This is a genomic window from Asticcacaulis sp. (assembly GCA_024707255.1).
In the GTDB taxonomy this organism is placed as follows: Bacteria; Pseudomonadota; Alphaproteobacteria; order Caulobacterales; family Caulobacteraceae; genus Asticcacaulis.
Window position 1 is genome coordinate 1116235 of sequence record JANQAC010000002.1, and the last position, 22737, is coordinate 1138971.

Sequence of the window (22737 nt, forward strand, 5' to 3'; positions counted from 1 at the left end):
GTGCGGGGGAGGTGGCAGTGGCGAAGTCCGAAGGACTGGTGCCACTGACGGAGGGGGCATGGCAGAAATATCAAACTTGGCTTAGGTTGCTCAGTCCACCAAATAAAGAGGAATATATGCACGCCGAATTACTGACTGGGCCTCACAACTATGCGGTGGTTCAACTACCTACACGCAAATTTCCGGGTATCGTCTTTCAAGGAGACAGCTTGCACGCAATGCTTAAAAATATAGCGGGCGTTTCTCTACAACTGAAGGACGGACAGGTTGAACTGGCAGCAGAGGAGTTGGCTTTCATACAAGAACAACTCGCAGAAGTTTTGTCTAACTACGAAACCGTTTGCAAATCTCACAGACTAGGACTGCCATATATAGGTGGCTGAAATCATCTGTCTTGCGGAGCTACTTTTTCCCACCTATGCTTCTGCATATGAGAATAGTTTTCATGCTGGCGGGATTGTTTTTTGTGGGCCTCGGAATTGCCGGTGTCTTCCTGCCGGTCATGCCGAGTACGGTCTTCTTCATCATCGCTGCTGTTTTTTTTGCCCGGTCCAATCCGGCCTGGGAGGCGAAGATCATGAACCACCCGAAGATCGGGCCGCCGATCCGCGCTTTTCGTGAACGCGGCGCCATCGCCAGGAGTGCCAAGATCGCCGCCTTGACGGCCATGACGATCAGTTCCATCATTTCGGCTTTCCTGTTACACGACTGGTGGCGCTTTGCGCCCGCCGGCGTCTGCGCCTTGTGCGCCGTATTTATTCTGACGAGGCCTTCCGAGTGAAAGAACTGGTACGAGCCAATAATCCGGCCCTGATCTCCTTTGTGGAATCGTTGCTCAAGGAACTGGACATAAATTACTTCGTCGCCGACCAGGCGATCAGTGCAGCGGAAGGTTCCATCGGCATGTTCCCCAAGCGCGTATTGGTCAGCGAAGAGCATTTCGACAAGGCGCGTGGCCTGTTGATCGATGCTGGACTGGAAGATGAACTCCGTCCCCTTAACCCAGGTATTTGGCCTTAGTTGCAATCGCAACAGGCTTGACGGGTGGGCCGGCGCGGGGATAGCGTCAGCGCTTCCGTTTATGGGGAGTATGCCTTGATGAAATCCGCCCGTCTGTCCGCGATTCTTTTCGGATCGCTCCTGATGACCACCACGATGATGACGGGAGCCGCCATGGCCGATACGTCCGCCGCTGTTGCTCAGCAAATCGCCCTCACGCCTGAGCGCGCTTTTGCCGATCCGGCCCTGTCTGGACCGAGTGCCGTAGGCGTCAAGCTGTCACCGGATGGCACGCTCCTGACCTTCCTCAAGCCGAAGGAGAAGGACCACAATATCCAGGATCTGTGGGCCGTGCCGGTAAAGGGCGGCGAGCCCTATCTGCTGGTCGATGCCGACAGCCTGACCTCATCCGACAAGACGCTTTCCGAAGCCGAAAAGTCGCGCCGCGAACGGATGCGAGTCTCGGCGCGTGGTGTTGTGGCTTATGAATGGTCCGAAAACAGCCAGTCGATCCTGCTGCCGCTCGATGGTGATGTCTATATGGTTGATCGCGCCACGAAAAAGGTGACGCGCCTGACCGATACCGCCGGCGACGAGGTTGATGCCAAGCTAACGCCGGATGGCAAGGGCATTTCGTATGTGCGTGACCAAACGCTCTACCTCAAGGATTTGGCGTCGGGCACGGAAACCGCGCTGACGCCGAAAGGTGAGGGGACAACCACCTACGCCACAGCGGAATTTATCGCCGAGGAAGAACTGGACCGCCACACCGGTTACTGGTGGAGCCCGAAATCGACCCAGGTCGTTTACCAGAAGACCGACGAGAGCGGCGTCGATATCGCCCAGCGCGTCGAAATCGGTGGCGAGGGCATCAAGATCATCGATCAGCGCTATCCCTTCGCCGGCAAGCCCAATGCGGTCGTTGAGCTGTATATCAAGACGATTGGCGGCGGTGATGTAAAGGTCGATCTCGGCAGTAATCCGGATATCTACCTGGCGCGTGTCAACTGGGCGAAGGACGGCAAGTCGTTCTACGTTCAGCGCCTCAGCCGAGACCAGAAGACCCTGGACCTGCTTCAGGTTGATCCGGCTACTGGCGGTTCAAAAGTGATCCTGTCGGAAACCTCCGATACCTGGGTCGAACTGCATGATGACTTCCGTTTGCTGGCCGATGGCAGCTTCATCTGGTCGTCCGAGCGCGATGGCAATAAGCATTTCTACTACTATGGCGCTGATGGAAAACTGATCCGCCAGGTGACGCATGGCGACTGGCCGGTCGACAAACTGGCTGATCTCAATGAGAAGACCGGCGAACTGTACTTCACCGCCTCCAAGGATACGCCGATCGAACACGGCCTCTATAAGGTCAATTTCAAAAAGCCGGGCGAACCCGTCGCCCTGACGAAATCCGGTGGCTGGTGGACGGCCGATGTCTCCGGCGGCGGCGCGGCCTTTATCGGCGGCTATTCCGATCCGCAAACCCCGCCGCAGACCGCGCTCTATGACGGCACGGGCAAGCGCCTGCGCTGGATCGAGGAAAACAAGCTCGACGCCAGCCATCCGTATGCGCCCTACAAAGACGAATACAGCCAGCCGGAATTTGGCGAACTGACCGCCACCGATGGCGAAAAGCTGGAATATTCCATCCTCAAGCCAAAGGGGTTCGATCCGGCGAAAAAATATCCGGTCATCGTCTCCATCTATGGCGGCCCGGCCTCGAAGACGGTAAAAAAGACATGGGTCACGCCGGCCACGCGGCTGTGGCAAGAGGCCGGCTATGTCGTCTTCTCGCTCGATAACCGCGGCACGCCCGGTCGCAGCGTCAAGTTCGGCCGCTCGATCTATAAGCAATTCGGCGGACCGGATATCGACGACCAGATCATGGGCGCCAACTGGCTGAAGACTTTGCCCTATGTCGATGGTGATCATATCGGCATCATGGGCTGGTCGCAGGGCGGTTTCGTCACCCTGATGGCGCTGACGGCCAAGGATACCCCCTTTGCCGCCGGCAATGCCGGCGCGCCGCCGACCCAGTGGGAACTGTACGACACGGCCTATACTGAGCGTTACATGTCGACGCCGCAGGACAATCCGGATGGCTATGCCAAGTCCGACGTGCTCAACCGTCTTGATAACCTAAAGCCTGGTTCACTGTTACTGATGCAGGGTATGTCGGATGATAACGTCCAGTTGTCCAACTCGACTCGGGTGATGGCCGCCCTGCAAAAGGCCGGCGTGCCGTTTGAACTGATGCTCTATCCGGGCGAGCGCCACGGCCTGAAAGGTAACGAACGCAACCTGCAAAAATTCCGGCTCCAGCTCGATTTCTTCAATCGCAAGCTCAAGCCGAATGGGTAACGGAAAGGGCCGGGGAAAACCGCCGGCCCTTTTCTGTTTGATTACAAACGCTTCATGACAGCTAATTAAGTTGTCTGCGACGTGCCTTGTGTCCAAAATGTGTTCTACACCCTTTCAAAGGACATCGATCATGAAAACCTTCGCCCTGAATTCCGCCGTATCCATTTGTGCCCTCATGGCCGCCGCCGGCGCCTCGGCCCATACCGAGGTTGAACTGAAGAATATCGCCGCTCGTGTAGTGGTCACGCCGGAAAACCGCCCTGATGTCGAACTGAAGGTAGCCTATGGCAATGCCAAGGTGCCGGTGATCATGGTCTCGACCAAGGGCAATACCCTGGTGGCCGATGGCAAGCTGCGCGGCCGCCATCTGAACTGCAAGGCCGGTGGCGTTGATATCGGCGGCATGGGATCAGTGGCCAGTGCCGACCTGCCGATCGTCTATATCAAGGTGCCGATGGATGCCGGGGTTTCGGCCGGCGGCGCCACCTACGGCAAGCTCGGCGCCAGCCAGTCGCTGGAATTCAGCGAAGGCGGTTGCGGCAACTGGCAGCTTGGGGATGTGGCCGGCAAGGCCGAGATCAATATCGGTGGCTCGGGCGATGTGTCCCTGACACGCAGCGCTGATGCGGCGGTTAATATCGGCGGGTCCGGCAATTTCGCCGCTACCTCGGTCAATGCCATCGAGGCCAATATTGGCGGCAATGGCGATATTCTCGTCAATCAGGTCAGCGGCCCGGTCGAGGTCAATATCGGCGGTTCGGGCAATGTGAAGCTCGATAGCGGCGTGGCGTCGAAAATGGAGGTCAATATCGCCGGATCGGGTGATGTGCGCTTCGGTGGCGAGGCCAAGTCCCTGGAAGTGAATATCGTCGGTTCCGGCGATGTGCGCGTCAAGACGGTCTCCGGGAATATCAGCAAATCCGTCATGGGTTCGGGTAATGTGATCGTAGGGGCATTTTAGCGCTCAGGCGCCGCGAGGCTCGCCGCATCATATTACGTTTTTTTGGGGCGGTGGGCACTTGCCCTTGCCAAGGCTGAAGCCTTGGAAATTCTTTAAACTCAACTCCCACGGTTTAGACCTTTACAGGGTTAAGCCTTGTGTTAACGATTAACGGCCCGGTCAGCATCAAGCTGGCCGGGCCTGATTTATCGGCGTTTGTTGGGGGGAAACGTGTACGAGGAAGAGGTCAGGCGGCATATCCGTTTCGCGCCGGAACCCGACTGGGTGAAGGTGCAGCCGTTCCGGCGGCCGACTGCTCTTGACCAATCCAAAGCGCCCTATGGTTTCTACACATGGCTGGTCGATGACCAGTCGAAGCTCGATATCCGGCCGTCGCGGTATAACCGCACAATCGAAGAAGTGGTCAATCTGTCGTCATTGAGCTACCTGGCCAATGTCACCCTGCCGTTCAATCCCTATTATGACGACCTGACCATCCACCATATCCGCATCCTGCGCGGCGAGGAGGTCATCGAGGTCGATGTCCAGTCGCGCTACATTGTCATGCGCCGCGAACGCAGTTTCGAGCGCCTGGTGCTGGATGGGCGCTGGACCCTGGCTATTACCCTGCCGGATGTGCGGGTAGGGGACATCATAGATACCGCCATGACCCTGACCGGTGATCCGGCCTGTTTCCAGGGGGAGTTCTCCGTCCCGGTCATGTTGCAGAATGTTATCTACTGGGACAGGCGTCATGCCCGCCTGCTGGTGCCGCCGGAGCGCCAGATGTACATGCAGCCGTTTCCGCTGGGCTGGACAGAGCCGAAGGTCAGCAAGCTCGATGACGGTTACAGCGAAATCCTGTTCGAGGCCGACCACGTCCGTGAATGCGACTATGAGGACGACGCGCCGGGCTGGGTCATGCCTGTGCGCGGCGCTTATGCCTCCAGTATCGATAACTGGCCGCGGGTCGCCGATATCATGCGTGCCGGCTTCGAGGGCGATGACGATTATCCGGAGGGGCTGCTTGAGGTCATCCGGCAGATTGAAACCGACCACGAAGAGACGAAGGACCGTATCGTCGCTGCCGTGCGCTGGGTGCAGGAAAGCATCCGCTATTTTGCGTTTTCGTTCGGCGAGGGCGGCTTTGTACCGCGCAGCCTGAAGGACATTTTCGCCGACCGCATCGGTGACTGCAAGGATGTCTCCAAGATGATCGCGGCCATGCTGACGCAGATGGGCGTGGAAAGCTGGCCGGCTTTGGTCGACACGAAGCGCGGTTTCGACCTGATCAATACCCAACCGCGCCTGGGCTCCTTCAACCACTGCATCTCCATGTGCGTGCATGACGGGCGCCTGTACTGGTTCGAGGGTACGTCTGATGTCGCGCAGGGCGGTGACCTCGATCACATGGCGCAGAACGATCTCGGTTATGCCCTGATCCTCAAGCCGGGCGGCGACCTGGTCCGCATGATGGAAAAGACGCCTGGGCTTGATTACGAGGTGCGGGAAGTCATCCACCTGCCCGATAAAAAGGGGCAGGAGACCCTGATCGAGATTGACTACATCTATCGCGGGGCGCGGGCCGATGGCGTGCGGCGCGAACTGCGCCACCAAAGCCTGACGAGCTATGTCGAGGATCGCTGCGCCCTGTTCAGCTATATCTATGGCATGAACATGTGTGCTATTCCGCAGATGGTCGATGATCGCCGGCTGAACGAGATCACCATCACCACCCTGGTGACGACGGATAATCCCTGGCACACAAATGGCGAGGCCAGGGTCTTCTTCAGCCCGGAATCGGGTTTTGATTATGTGCTGGAAGAACCGGAAGGCCGTCGGCGGTTCCCGTTCGATATCGGCGATGTACGCGAAGGGCGGATCACCACCCTGATCAAAACGGCCCTGCCTCTGACCTGGCCGGACAAAGCCAAAATATGGGATTTCGGCGGCTTACGCCTCAGCTTCACGCCGCGCCAGACGGCGGAAGGCTATGAGGCGGTGCGGGACTACACCGTCCTGCGGCCCTGGTTGTCGGCCGATGAAAAGATGGCCCTGGATAGGGCCTATACGGAGATCGGCACCTATGACCGCATGAGCATCTGCGTGCCGCCGAAACCGGTGGCGACGTGGCGATCGGGTTTGCTGACGCGCGTGGCCATCTGGATGGGGATGCCGCTGATGGGAGGGCTGGTATGGCTGGCAACCAAGCTGCTGCACCAATAACTTGAACCACGAATAGACACGAATGAGCGCTAATATTGACGTCTATTCATGTTCATTCGTGGTTCCGTTGCGCAAAGTGTGTTGGAAACAGACAGAATTTCACAGATTGCCTGTTGCACGTTCCGTCATCCGCTGATAAACCGCACGCCTCCCATGGGCATGTACGGATTCTCCGTACTGTCCCTGAGAACTGCAGGGGTGTAGTTCAGCTGGTAGAGCGTCGGTCTCCAAAACCGGATGTCGTGGGTTCGAATCCCTCCGCCCCTGCCACTTTCTCTTTTCAAAGGCTTGAAACCTGGGTTTCTAGCCTCATTTTTGTTGTTCGGAAGCCGCGATCCGCGGCGCTCACATTGAATAGGCGTTTTGACGGTGAAGAAACCTGAGACGAAGACCAAGACCGTTGAGCCGGGCCGCAAGGTCGCCATTGGCAAGATAAACGTTGCGCAGGCGCCAGCTGGCGCCGCCGCCGTTGAAAAAGCGCCGAAAAAGCCGTTCAATCCGACGAAGTTCTTCAAGGAAGTCCAGATCGAAGCCAAGCGCATCACCTGGACGACCCGCAAGGAAGTCTGGATTACCACGGTCATGGTGCTGATAATGGTTGTCCTGGCCGGTGTCTTCTTCTTTGTGGTTGACGGCGGCATTGGCTTCCTGACCAACTACGTCACTAAAATCGGCCTGCAAGGATAAATTATATGGCTACCGCTGCACATTCCGAAACGCCGGTTCTCTCCAACCCGAACCACAAGTGGTACATCGTCCACGCCTATTCCAATTTCGAGAAGAAGGTGGCCGAAGCCCTGCGTGATCAGGCGAAGTCGCAAGGTCTGGAAGACAAGTTCTCCGAAATTCTGGTTCCGACCGAGGAAGTGGTTGAGGTCCGCCGTGGCCGCAAATTCAATTCGGAACGCAAGTTTTTCCCCGGCTATGTGCTGGTGAAGATGGAGCTTTCCGATGAAGCCTATCACCTGGTCAAGAACACGCCGAAGGTGACCGGTTTCCTCGGTTCCGGCTCCAAGCCCATGCCGGTGTCGCAGAAGGAAGTCGATCGTATCCTCGGCAACTCGGCCGCCGCTGTGGAGCGCCCAATGCCCGTCCTGTCGTTCGATATCGGCGAGAAGGTCAAGATCGTTTCCGGCCACTTCGCGTCCTTCGATGGCGTTGTGGAATCGGTCGACCAGGAACATGCCCGCCTGCGCGTCTCGGTGTCGATCTTTGGTCGCGCCACACCGGTCGAACTGGAATATGCACAGGTCGAAAAGACGGCCTGACGGCCTTCGGGGTCGAGAAGACGGCTTAAATTCACTGACAGCTAAATGTCTAAAAAGCGCTTCGGTAAGCCGGAGCGCTTTTTTTGTGTCCGGTGTCTGTGTTATGCCGCGTTCGGCCATATGGGGAAAGGCATGAAGAGGATTATCTGTGCCGTATCTGGCCTGGGCCTGATTACCGCCGGTATGGCGCATGGGCAGGTCATGACCGCCTTGCCGGCCGAGATCGAGGTTGTGGTGACCGGGCATGAGGCTGAAACACCTGACCGCGTGACCTACGACATCACTCAGGATCCCGAAGCGCACAGTGGTATCATTGCCGATATATTGCGCAAACTGCCCTCAGTCACGCTTTCTCCGAATGGCGCTGTTGCGCTGCGGGGCGGCGCCGTAACGATCCTGGTTGATGGCAAGGCGCCGCCTGAAGGCAATGCGGTGATCCGAAACCTGCCATCTGGGACGGTTGAACGTATCGAAATCATGGCCACGCCTTCGTCGCAATTTGCACCGGCGGGGACGGGCGGCATCATCAACCTCATTACGCGCCGACACCGTCATATGAAGCGCTCCGGTGAGGTTACCGCTCAGGTCACTACACTGGGGCAGGGGAATGCGTCATTCTCCTCCACGCTGGAAACCGATCGCTGGACAGTGAACAGCCAGTTCTATGCTGATCATTTTATTGATCGCAGCGTGCTGTACCTCCACCAGGAAGCGCTCAACGAAAACGCGGACGGCTATGACATCACTGACCGTGAAGATCACGCGCGAGCCGTTTCCGCCTCGGTAAATGGCCGGCTCAGCGCGGCCTGGAAACTGTCAGACCGCGCCGGACTGACCTTCAAGGGAGAGGCGGGCCGCTATGACTCTGTCAGCCGCGGTATTACCTATTATCGCGGGTTTGATGACTTCGACGAGCGTTCCGACATCCGCACCAACAGCCGGCACAGTGATGTTCAGGTGCTCTACGATTACACGGGTGAAGCGCGGGGCGAATATCTCTCCCTGACGGCTGAACATCTGCAGAACCGGAGCCGGACCGCTTCGGCCTATGATCAGGTGGGCGGATATCCTTATGACACCCTGTATCGCAGCGAAGGCGCGACGGACCGGGCGCAAGGGGATTACGAGCGCCGGTTCGGATCAGCCCGCCTGACCTTTGGCGCGTCGCTCGACCGAACGGGCCTGGACCTGCAATCCGGTTCGGAAAGCGCCGAACTGGCAATCGGGCTGGCGGATTATTTCGACGGTTTCTCAGCCAGCCGCACACTTTCAGCCCTGTATGCCACCTGGCAGATGCCGGTTGGCCCCTGGACGGTTCTGAGCGGCCTGAGAGCAGAAAGGGAGCAGTTGCAGCTGGAGGATACGGGGAAATCCGATGTCCTGGCCTGGTATCCGTCCTTTCACGCTGGCCGGGATCTGACTGACAAGGCGCGACTGAAAATCGATTACAGCCGGCGTGTGCTGCGTCCCGACCTCGGTGAATACGATCCGGTGATCCGATATTTTGGCGCCTTCAAGGCATTTTCGGGAAATCCGGACCTTGAGCCGCAGACAACGGACTCATACGAGATCGGCTATGCCTATGATGAAAAGGACTTCGGCACTGACGCGACCTTATATTACCGCGAAACGCGCGGCAGCTTTACGGGTTATGCCGAACTGACGGATAACGGCCTGCTGCTGACCAGTCGCATCAATTCCGGCCGCAGCCGGTCCAGCGGACTCGAACTGACCTGGCGCGGCTCCTTGTCGAAGCGCCTGAGCTATTCCGCCAATGGCAATCTGTCCTACACGGAATTCCCGTTCGCCGATGGCGGTACGCACAGCCGGTTCGGCTGGTCCGGCAATGTGCTGCTTGAATATGATGCCGACAATGGCGACCAATATCAGCTCAATGCGACGGGGTACGGCCGGGCCCTGACTCTGCAAGGCTATAGCCGCGGCGTTTGCCGCCTTGACGCCAGTTACCAGCACCCCTTGGATGACAAGCTGTCGCTTGCGGTCAGCGCAACCGATATTTTCAATACGTCGCGGTTCAGCACCATCGTCGACACGCGGGCGCTGAAGACCGTATCAACAGGCCGGCCGAACCTGCGGACGCTGAAAATCGCGCTGACCTATCGCTTCGGCAGTGGTACTTAAAGCTTTGCCGCGCGTATACGCAGGGCATTGGCGATGACGGATACCGAACTGAGCGACATGGCCGCCGACGCAATGACCGGCGACAGCAACAGGCCAAATGCCGGATAGAGCAGGCCGGCGGCCACCGGCACGCCAATGGTGTTGTAGGCGAAAGCAAAGACCAGGTTCTGCTTGATATTACGCATCACCACCCGGCTCAGGGCGCGCGCCTTGACGATGCCGCCCAGGTCGCCCCGGATCAGGGTGATGCCGGCGCTTTCCATGGCAATATCGGTGCCGTTGCCCATGGCGATGCCGACTGTGGCGGCGGCGAGGGCAGGGGCGTCATTGACGCCATCGCCGGCCATGGCCACCTTGTGGCCCTGGCGGATCAGATCCTCGATCACATCGCCCTTCTGGTCGGGCAGGACATCGGCGCGCACGTCCGTCAGACCCAGTGACGCCGCAACCGCCTGGGCGGTGGCCGCGTTATCGCCGGTCAGCATGATCACATTCAGGCCCTCCGCCGCCAGGGCCTTTAGGGCGGCAGCCGTGGTGGCCTTGACCGGATCGGCGACGACGATGATGCCAGCGGGCGCGCCATCAAGCGTTATGCAGACAACCGTCTGGCCCTGATCGCGGTAAGGCTGGGCCAGCGCGGTCAGTTCCGGCGTCTCTCCGAGCAGGGCGGCATTGCCGAGTGCGATGGCCGTGCCGTCAGCCGTGCCGCTGACACCTTTGCCGTTCAGAACCTTGAAGTCACTGACCGCATAGATCGGCAGACCTTTGGCCTTGGCCTCCCTGACAATGGCGTCGGCGATCGGATGTTCGCTGAGTGCCTCGACAGCCGCCGCCGGGGCCAGTACGTGGTCCTCGTCGATCGCGCCGATCGTTCTGACTGCGATCAGCCGCGGCCTGCCCTCGGTCAGGGTGCCCGTCTTGTCGAATACCAGGGTGTCTACGCCCTCGAAGGCTTCGAGGACGGCGGCGTCGCGCACCAGTATGCCTTCGCGGGCGGCGCGGCCGGTGCCGGCCATGATCGACATTGGCGTGGCCAGGCCCAGGGCGCACGGACAGGCGATGATCAGCACGGCGATGGCGTTCATCAGGGCGTGGCCGAGACGCGGCTCCGGTCCCCACAGCATCCAGCCGGCAAAGGTCAGAACGGCGCACAGGACGACGGCCGGTACGAACCAGCCGGAAACCGTATCGGCGACACGCTGGATAGGCGCACGCGATCGCTGCGCCTGGCCGACACGGGCGACGATCTGCGCCAGCAGGGTATCGTTGCCGATACGTGTGGCTTTCATAGTCAGGCTGCCGGACTGATTGACCGTGGCGCCGGTCACCTTGTCACCCGGCTGTTTGCTGACGGGCATGGCTTCACCCGTAAGCATGGATTCATCGACATGGCTGGCCCCATCGATCACCTCGCCATCGGTCGGCACCTTTTCGCCGGGACGGATGCGCAGGGTGTCCCCGACCTGTACCTGTGCAAGCGGGATCGTCTCTTCCTCCCCGTCGCGCAGACGATGAGCCGTGGCGGGCGCCAGTTTCAGCAGGGCGCGAATGGCGTCGCCGGTCTGGGCGCGCGCCTTCAGTTCGAGCACTTGGCCGACCAGCACCAGGGTGGTGATGACGGCGGCGGCTTCAAAGTAGACGTCGGGCGCCATGCCGGCCATATGCGGAAAAGCGTCGGGCAGAAGCACCGCCACCACGGAATAGGCCCAGGCTACCAGGACGCCAAGGGCGATCAGGGTGAACATGTTGAGGTGACGTGTCGTCAGGGATTGCCAGCCGCGCACCAGGAAGGGCCAGCCGCCCCACAAGGCCACAGGCGTGGCGAGGAGTAGCTGTATCCAGACAGACAGGCGATCCGGCACCACGGCTGACAGGCCCAGATGGGCGCCCATGGCCAGAATGGCGACCGGGACGGACAGGAGGGCCGAAATCCACAGGCGACGGGTCATGTCGGCCAGTTCCGGATTGGCGGTATCCTCCAGGGTAATGACTTCCGGCTCCAGAGCCATGCCGCAGATCGGGCATGATCCGGGGCCTTCCTGGCGGATCTGCGGATGCATCGGGCATGTATAGATGACGGCCTCGCCTGCCTTCGGTGCAGGGACGGGCGTTACAGGCGCTGTATGGCCGTGGCAACAGGACTTGGCTTCATGACCGGTGTCAACAGGGGCATGTGAATCTGGGGCATGTGAATGATGATGTGTGTGTTCGGGCATGGTATCCGCCTATTCGTACTTCTTGAGCAGGGTCATGATCTCGGCGATCTGCGCCGCCTGCTGCGTTTCGTTTTCGCCGGCGGAGCGCTTGAGGCAGGATTGCATGTGCGTTTCCAGTACGGCCAGTTCGATGGATTTAAGGGCGCTGCGGGCGGCGCGGAGCTGGGTCAGGATGTCTATACAGTACCGCTCGTCCGCGACCATGCGCTTGACGGCTTCTATCTGTCCGGCGGCGCGGTTGAGCGCGGGCAGTTGGGCGGAATGGGAGGGGTGGTGCGCCATATTGACATCCTTATACCTGGGTGGGGTATATTTTGAATATACCCCTAATGGGTATAAGTCAATGCGGCATTGTGTCGGTTTTAAACCGGCTGAGCCTTGCCAAGCCGTGACAAAGCGGTTATAGCGCGCGCTCTTCGTTGCAAGACGAGGCTAAATCCGTGGGAGCAGAGATGCGCACCACGGCTCACAATACGCTCCCCGGAGCGTTATATGGAGATATCAATGGCTAAGAAAATCCTGGGCTATATCAAGCTCCAGGTGAAGGCCGGCTCTGCCACGCCTTCGCCCCCCATCGGCCCTGCACTGGGTCAACGCGGCGTCAATATCATGGGTTTCTGTAAGGAATTCAACGCCCGTACCGAAAACGTCGAGAAGGGCACGCCGCTTCCGACCATCATCACCGTCTATCAGGACAAGTCGTTCACCTTCGTGACGAAGACGCCGCCGGCGACCTTCTTCATCAAGCAGGCGCTGAACCTGAAGTCCGGCTCGAAGCTGCCGGGCCGCGATTCCGCCGGCAAGATCACGCGCGCTCAACTGCGCAATATCGCCGAAAAGAAGATGAAGGATCTGAGCGCCCACGATCTCGATCAGGCGACCAAGATCATCGAAGGTTCCGCCCGTTCCATGGGCCTGCAGGTGGTGGACTAATATGACCAAGATCGCAAAGCGTATTAAGGCGTGGGAAAACGACGCCAACAAGTTCTACGGCCTGACCGAAGCGCTAAACGTCGTCAAGGCGAACGCCAAGGCCAAGTTCGACGAATCCGTTGAAATCGCCGTCAATCTGGGCGTTGACCCGCGTCACGCCGACCAACAGGTCCGTGGCGTTGTCAACCTGCCGTCCGGCACCGGCAAGGACGTCCGCGTCGCCGTATTCGCCAAGGACAAGAAGGCTGAAGAAGCTCTCGCCGCCGGCGCTGAAGTCGTTGGCGCCGAAGACCTGGTCGAAAAGATCATGGGTGGCTTCATGGATTTCGACCGCGTCATCGCCTCTCCGGACATGATGGCCCTGGTCGGTCGTCTCGGTAAGGTGCTCGGCCCGCGCGGCCTGATGCCGAACCCGAAGGTCGGCACCGTCACCCCGAACGTCGCCCAGGCCGTCAAGGACGCCAAGGGTGGTGCGGTCGAGTTCCGCGTCGAAAAGGCCGGTATCGTCCACGTCGGCGTCGGCAAGGTCTCCTTCACGACCGAAGCTCTCGAACTGAACGTCAAGGCTCTGGTTGATGCGCTCGTCAAGGCGCGTCCGTCGGGCGCCAAGGGCCTCTATGTCAAGAAGATCGCTCTGTCTTCGACCATGGGCCCAGGCGTGAAGGTTGATACGGCCTCCGCTTCGTAAGTTTTTCAGACTGAAAATAATTAAGCCGCTCCAGAGATGGAGCGGCTTTTTTTATGCCGGTGGGCCGGAGTGAAAGCGAAATCCCGTATCAGGCTCGGCGATCAATGCCTGCTCGGTTTCGCGGATAATTGGAATGCGTTGCGCGATATCGTCAGCATCCCCATACAGGGCCGCCAGCTTGAGGTAACCGGTGAAATGACGCGCCTCACTTTTCAGCAGGCCTTTGTAGAACTTGCCTAGTTCTTCATCCAGATACGGCGCGATGGCGCCGAAACGCTCGCAGGATCGCGCCTCGATAAAGGCGCTGATCAGCAGGATATCGATCATCATTCCGGGCTCGGTACGGCGGCACAGGCGGCGCAGGCCCATGGCATAGCGCGAGGGCGTAAGAGGACGAAGCGCAATGCCGCGCCGCTTCATGATCTTCATCACCTGCTCGTGGTGCGCCAGTTCTTCGCGCGCCAGACGGGCCATGGCCATGACCAGAGCCTCGCATTCCTGATATTTGGCCATCAGGTTTATGGCATTGCTGGCAGCCTTGTATTCGCAGTTCTTGTGGTCGAGCAGCAGCAGGTCCTGGTTTTTCAGCGCCGCCCCCACCCAGGCGGATGGTGTCGGGCTGCCCAGAAAATTGTGGATATCAGTCAGCATGGAAACTCCTTGCGCGTCTCTTGGCAAGGCCGGATTTGGAAATCAAGTCATCACGTCAATCCGTGGTTATCGGCGCGTCATCAAGTTGTAACAAATGTAAATAAATTCGGCCAAGAAATTTTCATGTTTATGCAAAAATATCTCTTGAAAACATTACCTATTGTTCACTCGACTTCCTGTGTCGTTGCGGTATTTTCAGACTTGTGGGATTCGGCATATTAGTGTTATGCGAGCCGCGAGATTTCAAGGCGGCTTAATACTGCTTTTGCATCATTTATTTCCTGCCATTATTTGGCGGATGACAGGTTTATCTGAGTGAACTTCCTCTCCGGGTTGCCGCAGCTCAGGTAATGTGGGGGAAGATGTAGGCGCATCTTCCCCTTTTATATTGCCTTCAGGAGGCGAGGCGCTCTGCCTCGGCGTCCGGATTGGGCAGGACGCCCAGTTCGATCAGGTCCGGTTCGCCGGCGGTCTTGATGATGTCATAGATGACCTGCTTTTCTTCGGCGCTGAAATAGGCATCGCCCCGGCCGCCGACGCCCTTGTTGAAGCGCACGGCTTCCTTGTCCTGCATAGCCAGTTGCAAGGCCGCCTGCGCCTGTTCACGGCTGTAGGTGTGAGCAGGATCAACATGCTGGATGATGGCCATAAGCAGGTCGACCGGACGCTCCACGAGATCTTCGTAACGCATCCACAGGGGCGGACGCGTGCCCTTTTCCATGCAGGCTTTTGAATAACGCAGCCAGCTACCATAATGACGCGCGTACCACAGCGGCGCGAAATGAACCAGGCCATGCCGGCGTTCTTCGGGCGTCATTTCCGAAAAAGGCTTGCCGTTCTCGGTCAGGAAATCCCAGTCGGGATAGCCGCCGGTTGCCAGGTTTTTCTCCTGATGGTTTGCCCAGGAAACAAGCGTATCGAGGATGTTGCGCGTGGCGATCAGCACCGGGATATCGAAGGCTTCAACGATTTCGGTGGTCGCCTGGGTGGCCACGGTGTGCAGGTGCATGACGGCTGCACGCGGCGTGGTGTCGGTCAGGACGTGCTGGTTGAAAATCAGAGGAAAATAGGGTTCTCGGTTGGGACCGACGGCGACATACGAGCCGCGTGACAGGTGCGCCTGGTAGTGGAAGCTGAGCAGGTGGATCAGCGCCACCCGCATATAGGTGCCACCCACCTTTAGCGGATAGGCCAGTATGGTCTGGATGTTTTTGGTTTTGGTGGCGGTGATCATGCCGCGCATTTCCGCCGTGATCTCGCCGGTATGGACCGGCATGGTGCTCATGATTTTGTAAATCGCTTCATATGCGGACATGACGTCTCCTGAACTCGCGGCGTACTCGCTGATGAAACGCATCAGACGCGATTCGGAGTTAGAATTTCATTAACCACGTTGGGTGGCGGCTCAGGCGGAAAGCCGTCCAAACGTTTGCCGGTAAGCGGTGGGGGTGGTGCCCATCTGTTCGCGGAAGTGGTGGCGCAGGTTCGTCGGTGTGCCGAAACCGGTGTGTTCGGCTATGCGCTCGATGCTGATATCGCTGGTTTCCAGATGATCGCGGGCCTCGCATAACCTGACATTCAGTAGCCATTTGGCCGGCGTCATGCCCGTCGCTTCGCTGAAGCGGCGCAGGAAGGTGCGCTCGCTCATGCCGGCGCGCCGGGCCAGGTCAGGGATGCGATGCTCCTGATGCAGATGCTTGCGCATATGGTCGAGCAGGGGGCCGAGGCGATCGCTTTCATAGCTGACCGGCACACTGCGCTCAATAAATTGCGCCTGTCCGCCATCCCGGTGCGGCGGCACGACCAGGCGGCGCGCCACGGTATTGGCGGCGGCCGGCCCGAAATCGCGGCGGATCAGGTGCAGGCACAAATCGATGCCGGCGGCACTGCCGGCGGAGGTCAGGATCTGGCCCTCGTCGACATAAAGCACATCGGGTACGATTTCGATGTCTGGATAGGCGGCCTTGACGTGATCGGTGTATTTCCAGTGCGTGGTGGCGCGTTTGCCAGCCAGCAGCCCGCTGGCCGCCAGGACATAGACGCCGGAACAGATGGTCAGGATACGGGCGCCGCACCTGTGGGCAGCCCGCAGAACCTCGGTCAGTTCCACTGGTACGGGGCGGTCGATCGGCCAACCCGGAATAATGACCGTGCCGGCATCAGCGAAAATCGCCAGTCCGGCATCCGCCGTCACACGCAGGCCGGCCGTGGTGCGCACCGGCCCGCCTTCCAGGGCGGCGATCTGGAAACTGTACCAGTCGGGGCCCATTTCCGGTCGGTCCAGGCCGAACAGTTCTACAGCGATGCTGAATTCGAACAGCGGCATTCCGTCAAAGGCGAGGAGGGCGACTTTACGATTAAAGGGTTGTGGTTTTGGCATGATTTATACGATAGTGGGAATTTGCGCCATATTCAAGCCGTCCGGTATCATCCGAGAAAACACGATACGGCCTCTTGATTTATCAACGCTTTGCCTGTAATGACCGCGCCTCGGCTTGGGGAACCCATGTTCTCTATGTCGTTCTGTCAGAGACCTTCGGGGATCAGGGGCCGCCTGATCCATAATAGCCGGGAGCCCCCGGATGCCGAAATTAGACGGGACGCGAAACGCCATCAAAGTTTACCTGTATTTCCTTAAATGCGGAAGTCTGGTGCCTTTGGGTGATCAGCATCTCATCTCGACAGCGATCGTAACGTTTCCGGTTTCTGGAAGCGCCAAAATCATTTGTTAGTTTTGAACGGATTGTCCGTTTGAAGCATCACCCCATGGAGGCCAGCAATGGACCGCGCAAAAAAGGCCGAGTCGATCGAAGAGCTCAAGAGCGTCTTCGCCGAATCCGGCTCCGTGGTTGTTACCCAGTATTCGGGTATGACCTTTGTGGAAATGTCTGAACTTCGCAACCGTCTTCGTAAAGAAGGCGCGGTGCTGAAGGTGTTTAAGAACCGTCTGGCTCAAAAGGCCCTGAACGGCTCGGTTGGCGAAAAGGGCGATGCCCTCTTCAAGGGCCCGGTCGCTCTGGTCTATTCGGCCGATCCGGTTACCGCTGCGAAAATCTCTTCCCAGTACGCCAAGGAAAATGACAAGCTCAAGATCATTGGCGGCATCATGGGGACGGACGTTCTCAACGAAGCAGGCGTCAAGGCCCTGGCCACCCTGCCTTCGCTCGACGAACTGCGCGGCAAGCTCATCGGCCTCCTGCAAGCTCCGGCGACCAAGATCGCTGGCGTTCTGCAAGCCCCAGCCGGTGCCGTGGCCCGCGTCATCGCGGCCCATGCCGAAAAAGCGGCTTAAGCAACCTCATTCATTATCACATCAACACATCTTATCTTTTAAGGAAATCACATGTCTAAGTTGGAAAAGCTGGTCGAAGACCTGTCCGCCCTGTCCGTCCTGGAAGCCGCTGAGCTCTCCAAGCTGCTCGAAGAAAAAGTGGGGCGTCTCCGCTGCCGCTCCGGTCGCCGTTGCCGCTGCCGCTCCGGCCGCCGGTGGCGCTGCCGCCGCTGACGCTGGCGAAGAGCAAACCGAGTTCACCGTTGTCATCGTTGACGGCGGCGACAAGAAGATCAACGTGATCAAGGAAATCCGCGGCATCCGCGCCGATCTCGGCCTGAAGGAAGCCAAGGACCTCGTTGAAGGTGCTCCGGCGACCGTCAAGGAAAACATCTCGAAGCAGGAAGCCGCTGACATCAAGAAGAAGCTTGAAGAAGCCGGCGCCAAGGTCGAAGTTAAGTAATTTCGTCTTCGGAAAATCTTCTGAAAAATTCAGGCCCGGACGTTCGCGTTCGGGCCTGTTTTGTTATATGCATTGGCGCCTGAATGAGCATTCAAAAATTGGTCTTGACAAATTTGAAAAATATTAAATTCACCCTCTTTACGAACGGGGATAAGTGAGCTATGTGACGCTCCCCCTCAAGGCGTATTGCGTCTGATGTCGGGGCCCGAATGCCGGTCTTATGCTCTTTCTGCCGGAGAAGGGTTGGTCCTCTAGGATCATAAAAACAGCGTCTTTGGTGTCAAAAGCCAAAAAAGAGCAGGCGCAAGGCAAACCTTTCGGCCCGGAAGTGGCCAAAACCCTAACCTTCGCGCGCAGTTCCACTGCACAAATTCGATCTCATAAAGCGTTTTATACGCCCACCTAACCTGTGTCAGGAAAAACGATGGCCTTATCGTTCACCCAGAAGAAGCGGATTCGCAAGTCTTTCGGCCGTATCCCCGAAGCTATCCGTATGCCCAACCTCATCGAGGTGCAGCGCTCGTCATATGAGCAGTTTCTGCAGCGCGATGTCCGTCCGGCCAATCGTATCGATGACGGCTTGGAAGCGGTGTTCAAGTCCGTATTCCCGGTGAAGGATTTCAACGAACGCGCCACGCTGGAATATGTGTCGTATGAGTTCGAAGAACCCAAGTATGACGTTGAAGAGTGCATCCAGCGCGACATCACCTATGCCGCGCCGCTGAAGGTCAAGCTGCGCCTGATCGTCTTTGAAATGGACGAGGAAACCGGCGCCCGTTCGGTCAAGGACATCAAGGAGCAGGACGTCTATATGGGCGATATTCCGCTCATGACCGACAAGGGCACGTTCGTTGTCAACGGTACGGAGCGCGTCATCGTTTCGCAGATGCACCGTTCGCCGGGCGTCTTCTTCGACCACGACAAGGGCAAGACCCACTCTTCGGGCAAACTCCTGTTCGGCGCCCGCGTCATTCCGTACCGCGGTTCGTGGCTCGATTTCGAGTTCGACGCCAAGGACATCGTCTATGTCCGTATCGACCGCCGCCGCAAGCTGCCGGCCACTTCCTTCCTCTATGCCCTGGGCATGGACGGTGAGGAAATCCTGACCACCTTCTATGACGTGGTACCTTACGAGAAGCGCGAAGCTGGCTGGGTTACGCCGTACAAGTTCGAGCGCTGGCGCGGTGTGAAGCCGGAATTCGACCTGATCGACGCCGACAGCGGCGAAGTGGTCGCACCGGCCGGCACCAAGATTTCCGCCCGTACCGCCAAGAAGCTGGGCGATACCGTCAAGTCGCTGCTGCTCAGCCAGGACGCACTGGTCGGCCGTTACCTGGCGCGTGACGCCGTCAATTTCACGACTGGTGAAATCTACGCCGAAGCCGGTGACGAACTCGATGCCGCTGCCGTAAGCGTGCTGGAAGCGCAGGGCTTCACGACCGTCGACGTGCTCGATATCGACCACGTCACCGTTGGGCCGTACATGCGCTCCACCCTGCGCGTCGACAAGAACTCAAGCCGCGAAGACGCCCTGTTCGACATCTACCGCGTCATGCGTCCGGGGGAACCGCCTACGATCGAAGCCGCCGAGGCGATGTTCAACTCGCTGTTCTTCGAGCTGGAGCGCTACGACCTGTCGAGCGTTGGCCGCGTGAAGATGAACATGCGCCTGGAGCAGGAGGTCGCTGACTCGGAGCGTGTGCTGCGTAAGGACGACATCCTGAAGATCCTCAAGATCCTCGTTGGCCTGCGTGATGGCCGCGGTGAAATCGACGATATCGACAACCTCGGTAACCGTCGCGTCCGTTCGGTGGGTGAACTGCTGGAAAACCAGTATCGCGTCGGCCTGCTGCGCATGGAGCGCGCTATCAAGGAACGCATGTCGTCGGTCGATATCGACACCGTCATGCCGCATGACCTGATCAACGCGAAGCCAGCCGCCGCTGCCGTGCGTGAATTCTTCGGTTCGTCGCAGCTTTCGCAGTTCATGGATCAGACCAACCCGCTGTCGGAAATCACCCACAAGCGTCGTCTGTCAGCCCTGGGGCCAGGCGGTCTGACGCGTGAGCGCGCGGGCTTTGAAGTCCGCGACGTTCACCCGACCCACTATGGCCGTATCTGCCCGATTGAAACGCCGGAAGGCCCGAACATCGGCCTGATTAACTCCCTGGCCACCCATGCGCGTGTCAACAAGTACGGCTTCATCGAAAGCCCGTACCGTAAGGTGATCGACGGCAAGGCTCAGGAAGAGGTCGTCTATATGTCGGCCATGGAAGAGTCGAAGCACGTCATCGCTCAGGCCAACATCAACATGAAGAACGGTGAGATCGCCGACGACCTGGTCCAGGGCCGCGTCAACGGTGAGCCGGGCCTGCAACAGGCCTCGACCGTCGATTATATGGACGTGTCGCCGAAGCAGGTCGTTTCCGTCGCCGCCGCGCTCATTCCGTTCCTGGAAAACGACGACGCCAACCGCGCGCTGATGGGTTCGAACATGCAGCGTCAGGCCGTGCCGCTGGTGAAGGCCGATGCGCCGTTCGTCGGCACCGGCATGGAAGAAGTCGTGGCCCGCGATTCCGGCGCTACGGTTGCCGCGCGCCGCACCGGTGTGGTCGAGCAGATCGACGGCACGCGTATCGTTATCCGCGCCACCGAGGAGCAAGACCCGAACAAGCCGGGCGTCGATATCTATCGCCTGTCGAAGTTCCAGCGTTCCAACCAGAACACCTGTATCAATCAGCGTCCGCTGGTTCGCGTGGGTGACAAGGTTTCGGCCGGTGACATCATCGCTGATGGTCCCTCGACCGATCTCGGTGATCTGGCCCTCGGCCGCAACGTCCGCGTGGCCTTCATGCCGTGGAACGGTTACAACTTCGAAGACTCGATCCTGATCTCCGAGCGCATCGTGCGTGATGACATCTTCACCTCTATCCACCTGGAAGAGTTCGAGGTCATGGCCCGCGATACGAAGCTTGGGCCAGAAGAAATCACCCGCGACATCCCGAACGTCGGTGAAGAAGCCCTGCGCAATCTCGACGAAGCGGGCATTGTTGCTATCGGTGCCGAAGTCCAGCCGGGTGATATCCTGGTCGGCAAGGTGACCCCGAAGGGTGAAAGCCCGATGACGCCGGAAGAAAAGCTCCTGCGCGCCATCTTCGGTGAAAAGGCGTCTGACGTCCGCGACACCTCGCTTCGCCTGCCGCCTGGCGTTGCCGGCACCATCGTCGAAGTCCGCGTCTTCAACCGTCACGGTGTTGAAAAGGACGAACGCGCCCAGGCTATCGAGCGCGCCGAAATCGAACGCCTCGGCAAGGACCGCGACGACGAACTGTCGATTCTGGAACGCAATATCTACGGCCGTCTCAAGGAACTGCTGCTCGGCAAGGTCGCCGTGTCCGGTCCGAAGGGCATGGGCCGCGGTGAAGTGACCGAAGAAAAGCTGGCCGAGGTCTCGAAGGGCCTGTGGTGGCAAGTGGCGCTCGAAGACGAGAAGGTCATGTCCGAGCAGGAAGCCATGAAGCGCCAGTTCGAAGACGCCCGCAAGCGTCTCGACCGCCGCTTCGAGGACAAGGTCGAGAAGCTGCAGCGCGGCGACGAACTGCCGCCGGGCGTCATGAAGATGGTCAAGGTGTTCGTGGCGGTGAAGCGCAAGCTGCAACCGGGCGACAAGATGGCCGGTCGTCACGGCAACAAGGGGGTTATCTCCAAGATCCTTCCGGTCGAAGACATGCCGTTCCTGGCCGATGGCGAGCACGTCGATATCGTGCTGAACCCGCTGGGCGTGCCTTCGCGCATGAACGTCGGCCAGATCTTCGAGACCCACCTCGGCTGGGCCTGTCACAATATCGGCCTGCAAATCGCAGCCCTGTTGGAAGACTGGCAGAACGGTGGCCAGAAACAGGCCCTGATCGATCACCTGCGGGGCGTCTATGGTCCGGATCAGGAACTCCCCGAGTCGGAAGAGGAACTGATCGACCTGGCGAAGAACCTGTCGCGCGGCGTGCCGATTGCGACCCCGGTCTTCGACGGTGCCCACATCAACGATATCGAGGATATGCTCGAATTCGCCGGTCTCGATCGTTCCGGCCAGTCGATCCTGTACGATGGTCAGACGGGCGAGCGCTTCAAGCGTCCGGTTACCGTCGGCATCATCTACATGCTGAAGCTGCACCACCTGGTCGACGATAAGATCCACGCCCGCTCCATCGGGCCATACTCGCTCGTTACCCAGCAACCGCTGGGCGGCAAGGCGCAGTTCGGTGGTCAGCGCTTCGGGGAAATGGAAGTCTGGGCACTGGAAGCCTATGGCGCCGCCTACACCCTGCAGGAAATGCTCACCGTCAAGTCGGACGACGTGGCGGGCCGCACCAAGGTTTACGAAGCCATCGTCCGTGGTGACGACAGCTTCGAAGCCGGTATCCCGGAAAGCTTCAACGTTCTGATCAAGGAAATGCGTTCGCTTGGTCTGAATGTCGAGCTTGAGAATGGGCAAGGGTAAGTAATCAAGGCGAGGGAGCACGGCCCCCTCGACCCCATAACTTAGCCGCATTAAAATTTTTTTCGGGCGTCAGCCCAAAATTGG

General features: G+C 58.9%; 18 protein-coding genes, 1 tRNA gene and 1 pseudogene. 15 read left to right on the forward strand and 5 right to left on the reverse strand.

What is annotated here, in order from left to right:
- Positions 1 to 17: 17 nt before the first annotated feature.
- The 10 genes from NVV72_16585 to NVV72_16630 all read left to right on the forward strand — a co-directional run bounded on the left by NVV72_16585 (position 18) and on the right by NVV72_16630 (position 9933).
- Positions 18 to 383, forward strand: coding sequence for a hypothetical protein (locus NVV72_16585; protein ID MCR6660870.1), 366 nt, complete (start codon positions 18 to 20; stop codon positions 381 to 383).
- 62 nt (positions 384 to 445) lie between these two features.
- A complete protein-coding gene (locus tag NVV72_16590; protein ID MCR6660871.1) occupies positions 446 to 781 on the forward strand; it encodes a YbaN family protein in 336 nt (111 codons plus the stop codon).
- Positions 778 to 1020: a DUF2007 domain-containing protein gene (locus NVV72_16595; protein ID MCR6660872.1), complete on the forward strand. Its 243-nt coding sequence runs from the start codon at positions 778 to 780 to the stop codon at positions 1018 to 1020. Before NVV72_16590 ends, NVV72_16595 begins: the two co-directional genes overlap by 4 nt.
- 135 nt (positions 1021 to 1155) lie before the next feature.
- On the forward strand, positions 1156 to 3357 hold the full coding sequence (locus tag NVV72_16600; protein ID MCR6660873.1) for a S9 family peptidase: 2202 nt from the start codon (positions 1156 to 1158) through the stop codon (positions 3355 to 3357).
- A 130-nt stretch (positions 3358 to 3487) separates the two neighbouring features.
- On the forward strand, positions 3488 to 4318 hold the full coding sequence (locus NVV72_16605; protein ID MCR6660874.1) for a DUF2807 domain-containing protein: 831 nt from the start codon (positions 3488 to 3490) through the stop codon (positions 4316 to 4318).
- A gap of 210 nt (positions 4319 to 4528) precedes the next feature.
- The gene (locus NVV72_16610) at positions 4529 to 6523 is read left to right on the forward strand and encodes a DUF3857 domain-containing protein (GenBank protein ID MCR6660875.1); all 1995 of its coding nucleotides are present in this window, start codon (positions 4529 to 4531) and stop codon (positions 6521 to 6523) included.
- Positions 6524 to 6717: 194 nt separating this feature from the next.
- A tRNA-Trp gene (locus NVV72_16615) sits at positions 6718 to 6793 on the forward strand.
- Positions 6794 to 6886: 93 nt separating this feature from the next.
- Positions 6887 to 7210: a preprotein translocase subunit SecE gene (gene secE / locus NVV72_16620; protein MCR6660876.1), complete on the forward strand. Its 324-nt coding sequence runs from the start codon at positions 6887 to 6889 to the stop codon at positions 7208 to 7210.
- 5 nt (positions 7211 to 7215) lie between these two features.
- On the forward strand, positions 7216 to 7791 hold the full coding sequence (gene nusG, locus NVV72_16625) for a transcription termination/antitermination protein NusG (GenBank protein ID MCR6660877.1): 576 nt from the start codon (positions 7216 to 7218) through the stop codon (positions 7789 to 7791).
- Between the two features lie 132 nt (positions 7792 to 7923).
- Entirely contained in the window at positions 7924 to 9933 is a 2010-nt protein-coding gene (locus NVV72_16630) for a TonB-dependent receptor (GenBank protein MCR6660878.1), read from the forward strand.
- Here NVV72_16630 and NVV72_16635 read toward each other — a convergent pair.
- Positions 9930 to 12149, reverse strand: coding sequence for a copper-translocating P-type ATPase (locus tag NVV72_16635; GenBank protein MCR6660879.1), 2220 nt, complete (start codon positions 12147 to 12149; stop codon positions 9930 to 9932). The two genes, NVV72_16630 and NVV72_16635, sit on opposite strands and share 4 nt — an antisense overlap.
- A gap of 9 nt (positions 12150 to 12158) precedes the next feature.
- Entirely contained in the window at positions 12159 to 12431 is a 273-nt protein-coding gene (locus NVV72_16640) for a metal-sensitive transcriptional regulator (GenBank protein ID MCR6660880.1), read from the reverse strand.
- A 222-nt stretch (positions 12432 to 12653) separates the two neighbouring features.
- Here NVV72_16640 and rplK point away from each other — a divergent pair, with 222 nt between their 5' ends.
- Positions 12654 to 13082: a 50S ribosomal protein L11 gene (rplK, locus tag NVV72_16645; GenBank protein ID MCR6660881.1), complete on the forward strand. Its 429-nt coding sequence runs from the start codon at positions 12654 to 12656 to the stop codon at positions 13080 to 13082.
- Between the two features lies 1 nt (position 13083).
- Entirely contained in the window at positions 13084 to 13770 is a 687-nt protein-coding gene (gene rplA / locus NVV72_16650) for a 50S ribosomal protein L1 (protein MCR6660882.1), read from the forward strand.
- 51 nt (positions 13771 to 13821) lie between these two features.
- On the opposite strand, the gene NVV72_16655 is transcribed toward rplA, so the two are convergent.
- The 3 genes from NVV72_16655 to ftrA all read right to left on the reverse strand — a co-directional run bounded on the left by NVV72_16655 (position 13822) and on the right by ftrA (position 16801).
- Positions 13822 to 14421, reverse strand: a complete 600-nt coding sequence (locus NVV72_16655) for a tRNA-(ms[2]io[6]A)-hydroxylase (GenBank protein MCR6660883.1) — start codon at positions 14419 to 14421, stop codon at positions 13822 to 13824.
- 394 nt (positions 14422 to 14815) lie between these two features.
- The gene (locus tag NVV72_16660; GenBank protein ID MCR6660884.1) at positions 14816 to 15736 is read right to left on the reverse strand and encodes a sulfotransferase domain-containing protein; all 921 of its coding nucleotides are present in this window, start codon (positions 15734 to 15736) and stop codon (positions 14816 to 14818) included.
- Between the two features lie 90 nt (positions 15737 to 15826).
- Positions 15827 to 16801 (reverse strand): transcriptional regulator FtrA, encoded by a 975-nt coding sequence (gene ftrA / locus NVV72_16665; protein ID MCR6660885.1) that lies wholly within the window; start codon positions 16799 to 16801, stop codon positions 15827 to 15829.
- Between the two features lie 399 nt (positions 16802 to 17200).
- Between ftrA and rplJ the strand changes: the two genes are divergently transcribed.
- The 3 genes and pseudogenes from rplJ (at position 17201) to rpoB (ending at position 22653) form a co-directional block, all read left to right on the forward strand.
- Complete coding sequence (rplJ, locus tag NVV72_16670) at positions 17201 to 17713, forward strand: 50S ribosomal protein L10 (GenBank protein ID MCR6660886.1); 513 nt, start codon at positions 17201 to 17203, stop codon at positions 17711 to 17713.
- A gap of 51 nt (positions 17714 to 17764) precedes the next feature.
- Positions 17765 to 18155 (forward strand): annotated as a pseudogene (gene rplL, locus NVV72_16675) (50S ribosomal protein L7/L12).
- Between the two features lie 424 nt (positions 18156 to 18579).
- Positions 18580 to 22653 (forward strand): DNA-directed RNA polymerase subunit beta, encoded by a 4074-nt coding sequence (gene rpoB, locus NVV72_16680; protein ID MCR6660887.1) that lies wholly within the window; start codon positions 18580 to 18582, stop codon positions 22651 to 22653.
- The last annotated feature ends 84 nt before the right edge of the window (positions 22654 to 22737 follow it).

Bases quoted from the DNA above. Each gene is read 5' to 3' on its own strand.
- NVV72_16590 (MCR6660871.1), top strand. From the start codon at position 446: ATGCTGGCGGGATTGTTTTTTGTGGGCCTCGGAATTGCCGGTGTCTTC.
- NVV72_16600 (MCR6660873.1), top strand. From the start codon at position 1,156: ATGATGACGGGAGCCGCCATGGCCGATACGTCCGCCGCTGTTGCTCAG.
- NVV72_16605 (MCR6660874.1), top strand. From the start codon at position 3,488: ATGAAAACCTTCGCCCTGAATTCCGCCGTATCCATTTGTGCCCTCATG.
- nusG (MCR6660877.1), top strand. From the start codon at position 7,216: ATGGCTACCGCTGCACATTCCGAAACGCCGGTTCTCTCCAACCCGAAC.
- NVV72_16630 (MCR6660878.1), top strand. From the start codon at position 7,924: ATGAAGAGGATTATCTGTGCCGTATCTGGCCTGGGCCTGATTACCGCC.
- NVV72_16635 (MCR6660879.1), bottom strand. From the start codon at position 12,149: ATGCCCGAACACACACATCATCATTCACATGCCCCAGATTCACATGCC.
- NVV72_16640 (MCR6660880.1), bottom strand. From the start codon at position 12,431: ATGGCGCACCACCCCTCCCATTCCGCCCAACTGCCCGCGCTCAACCGC.
- rplK (MCR6660881.1), top strand. From the start codon at position 12,654: ATGGCTAAGAAAATCCTGGGCTATATCAAGCTCCAGGTGAAGGCCGGC.
- rplA (MCR6660882.1), top strand. From the start codon at position 13,084: ATGACCAAGATCGCAAAGCGTATTAAGGCGTGGGAAAACGACGCCAAC.
- NVV72_16655 (MCR6660883.1), bottom strand. From the start codon at position 14,421: ATGCTGACTGATATCCACAATTTTCTGGGCAGCCCGACACCATCCGCC.
- NVV72_16660 (MCR6660884.1), bottom strand. From the start codon at position 15,736: ATGTCCGCATATGAAGCGATTTACAAAATCATGAGCACCATGCCGGTC.
- ftrA (MCR6660885.1), bottom strand. From the start codon at position 16,801: ATGCCAAAACCACAACCCTTTAATCGTAAAGTCGCCCTCCTCGCCTTT.
- rplJ (MCR6660886.1), top strand. From the start codon at position 17,201: ATGGACCGCGCAAAAAAGGCCGAGTCGATCGAAGAGCTCAAGAGCGTC.
- rpoB (MCR6660887.1), top strand. From the start codon at position 18,580: ATGGCCTTATCGTTCACCCAGAAGAAGCGGATTCGCAAGTCTTTCGGC.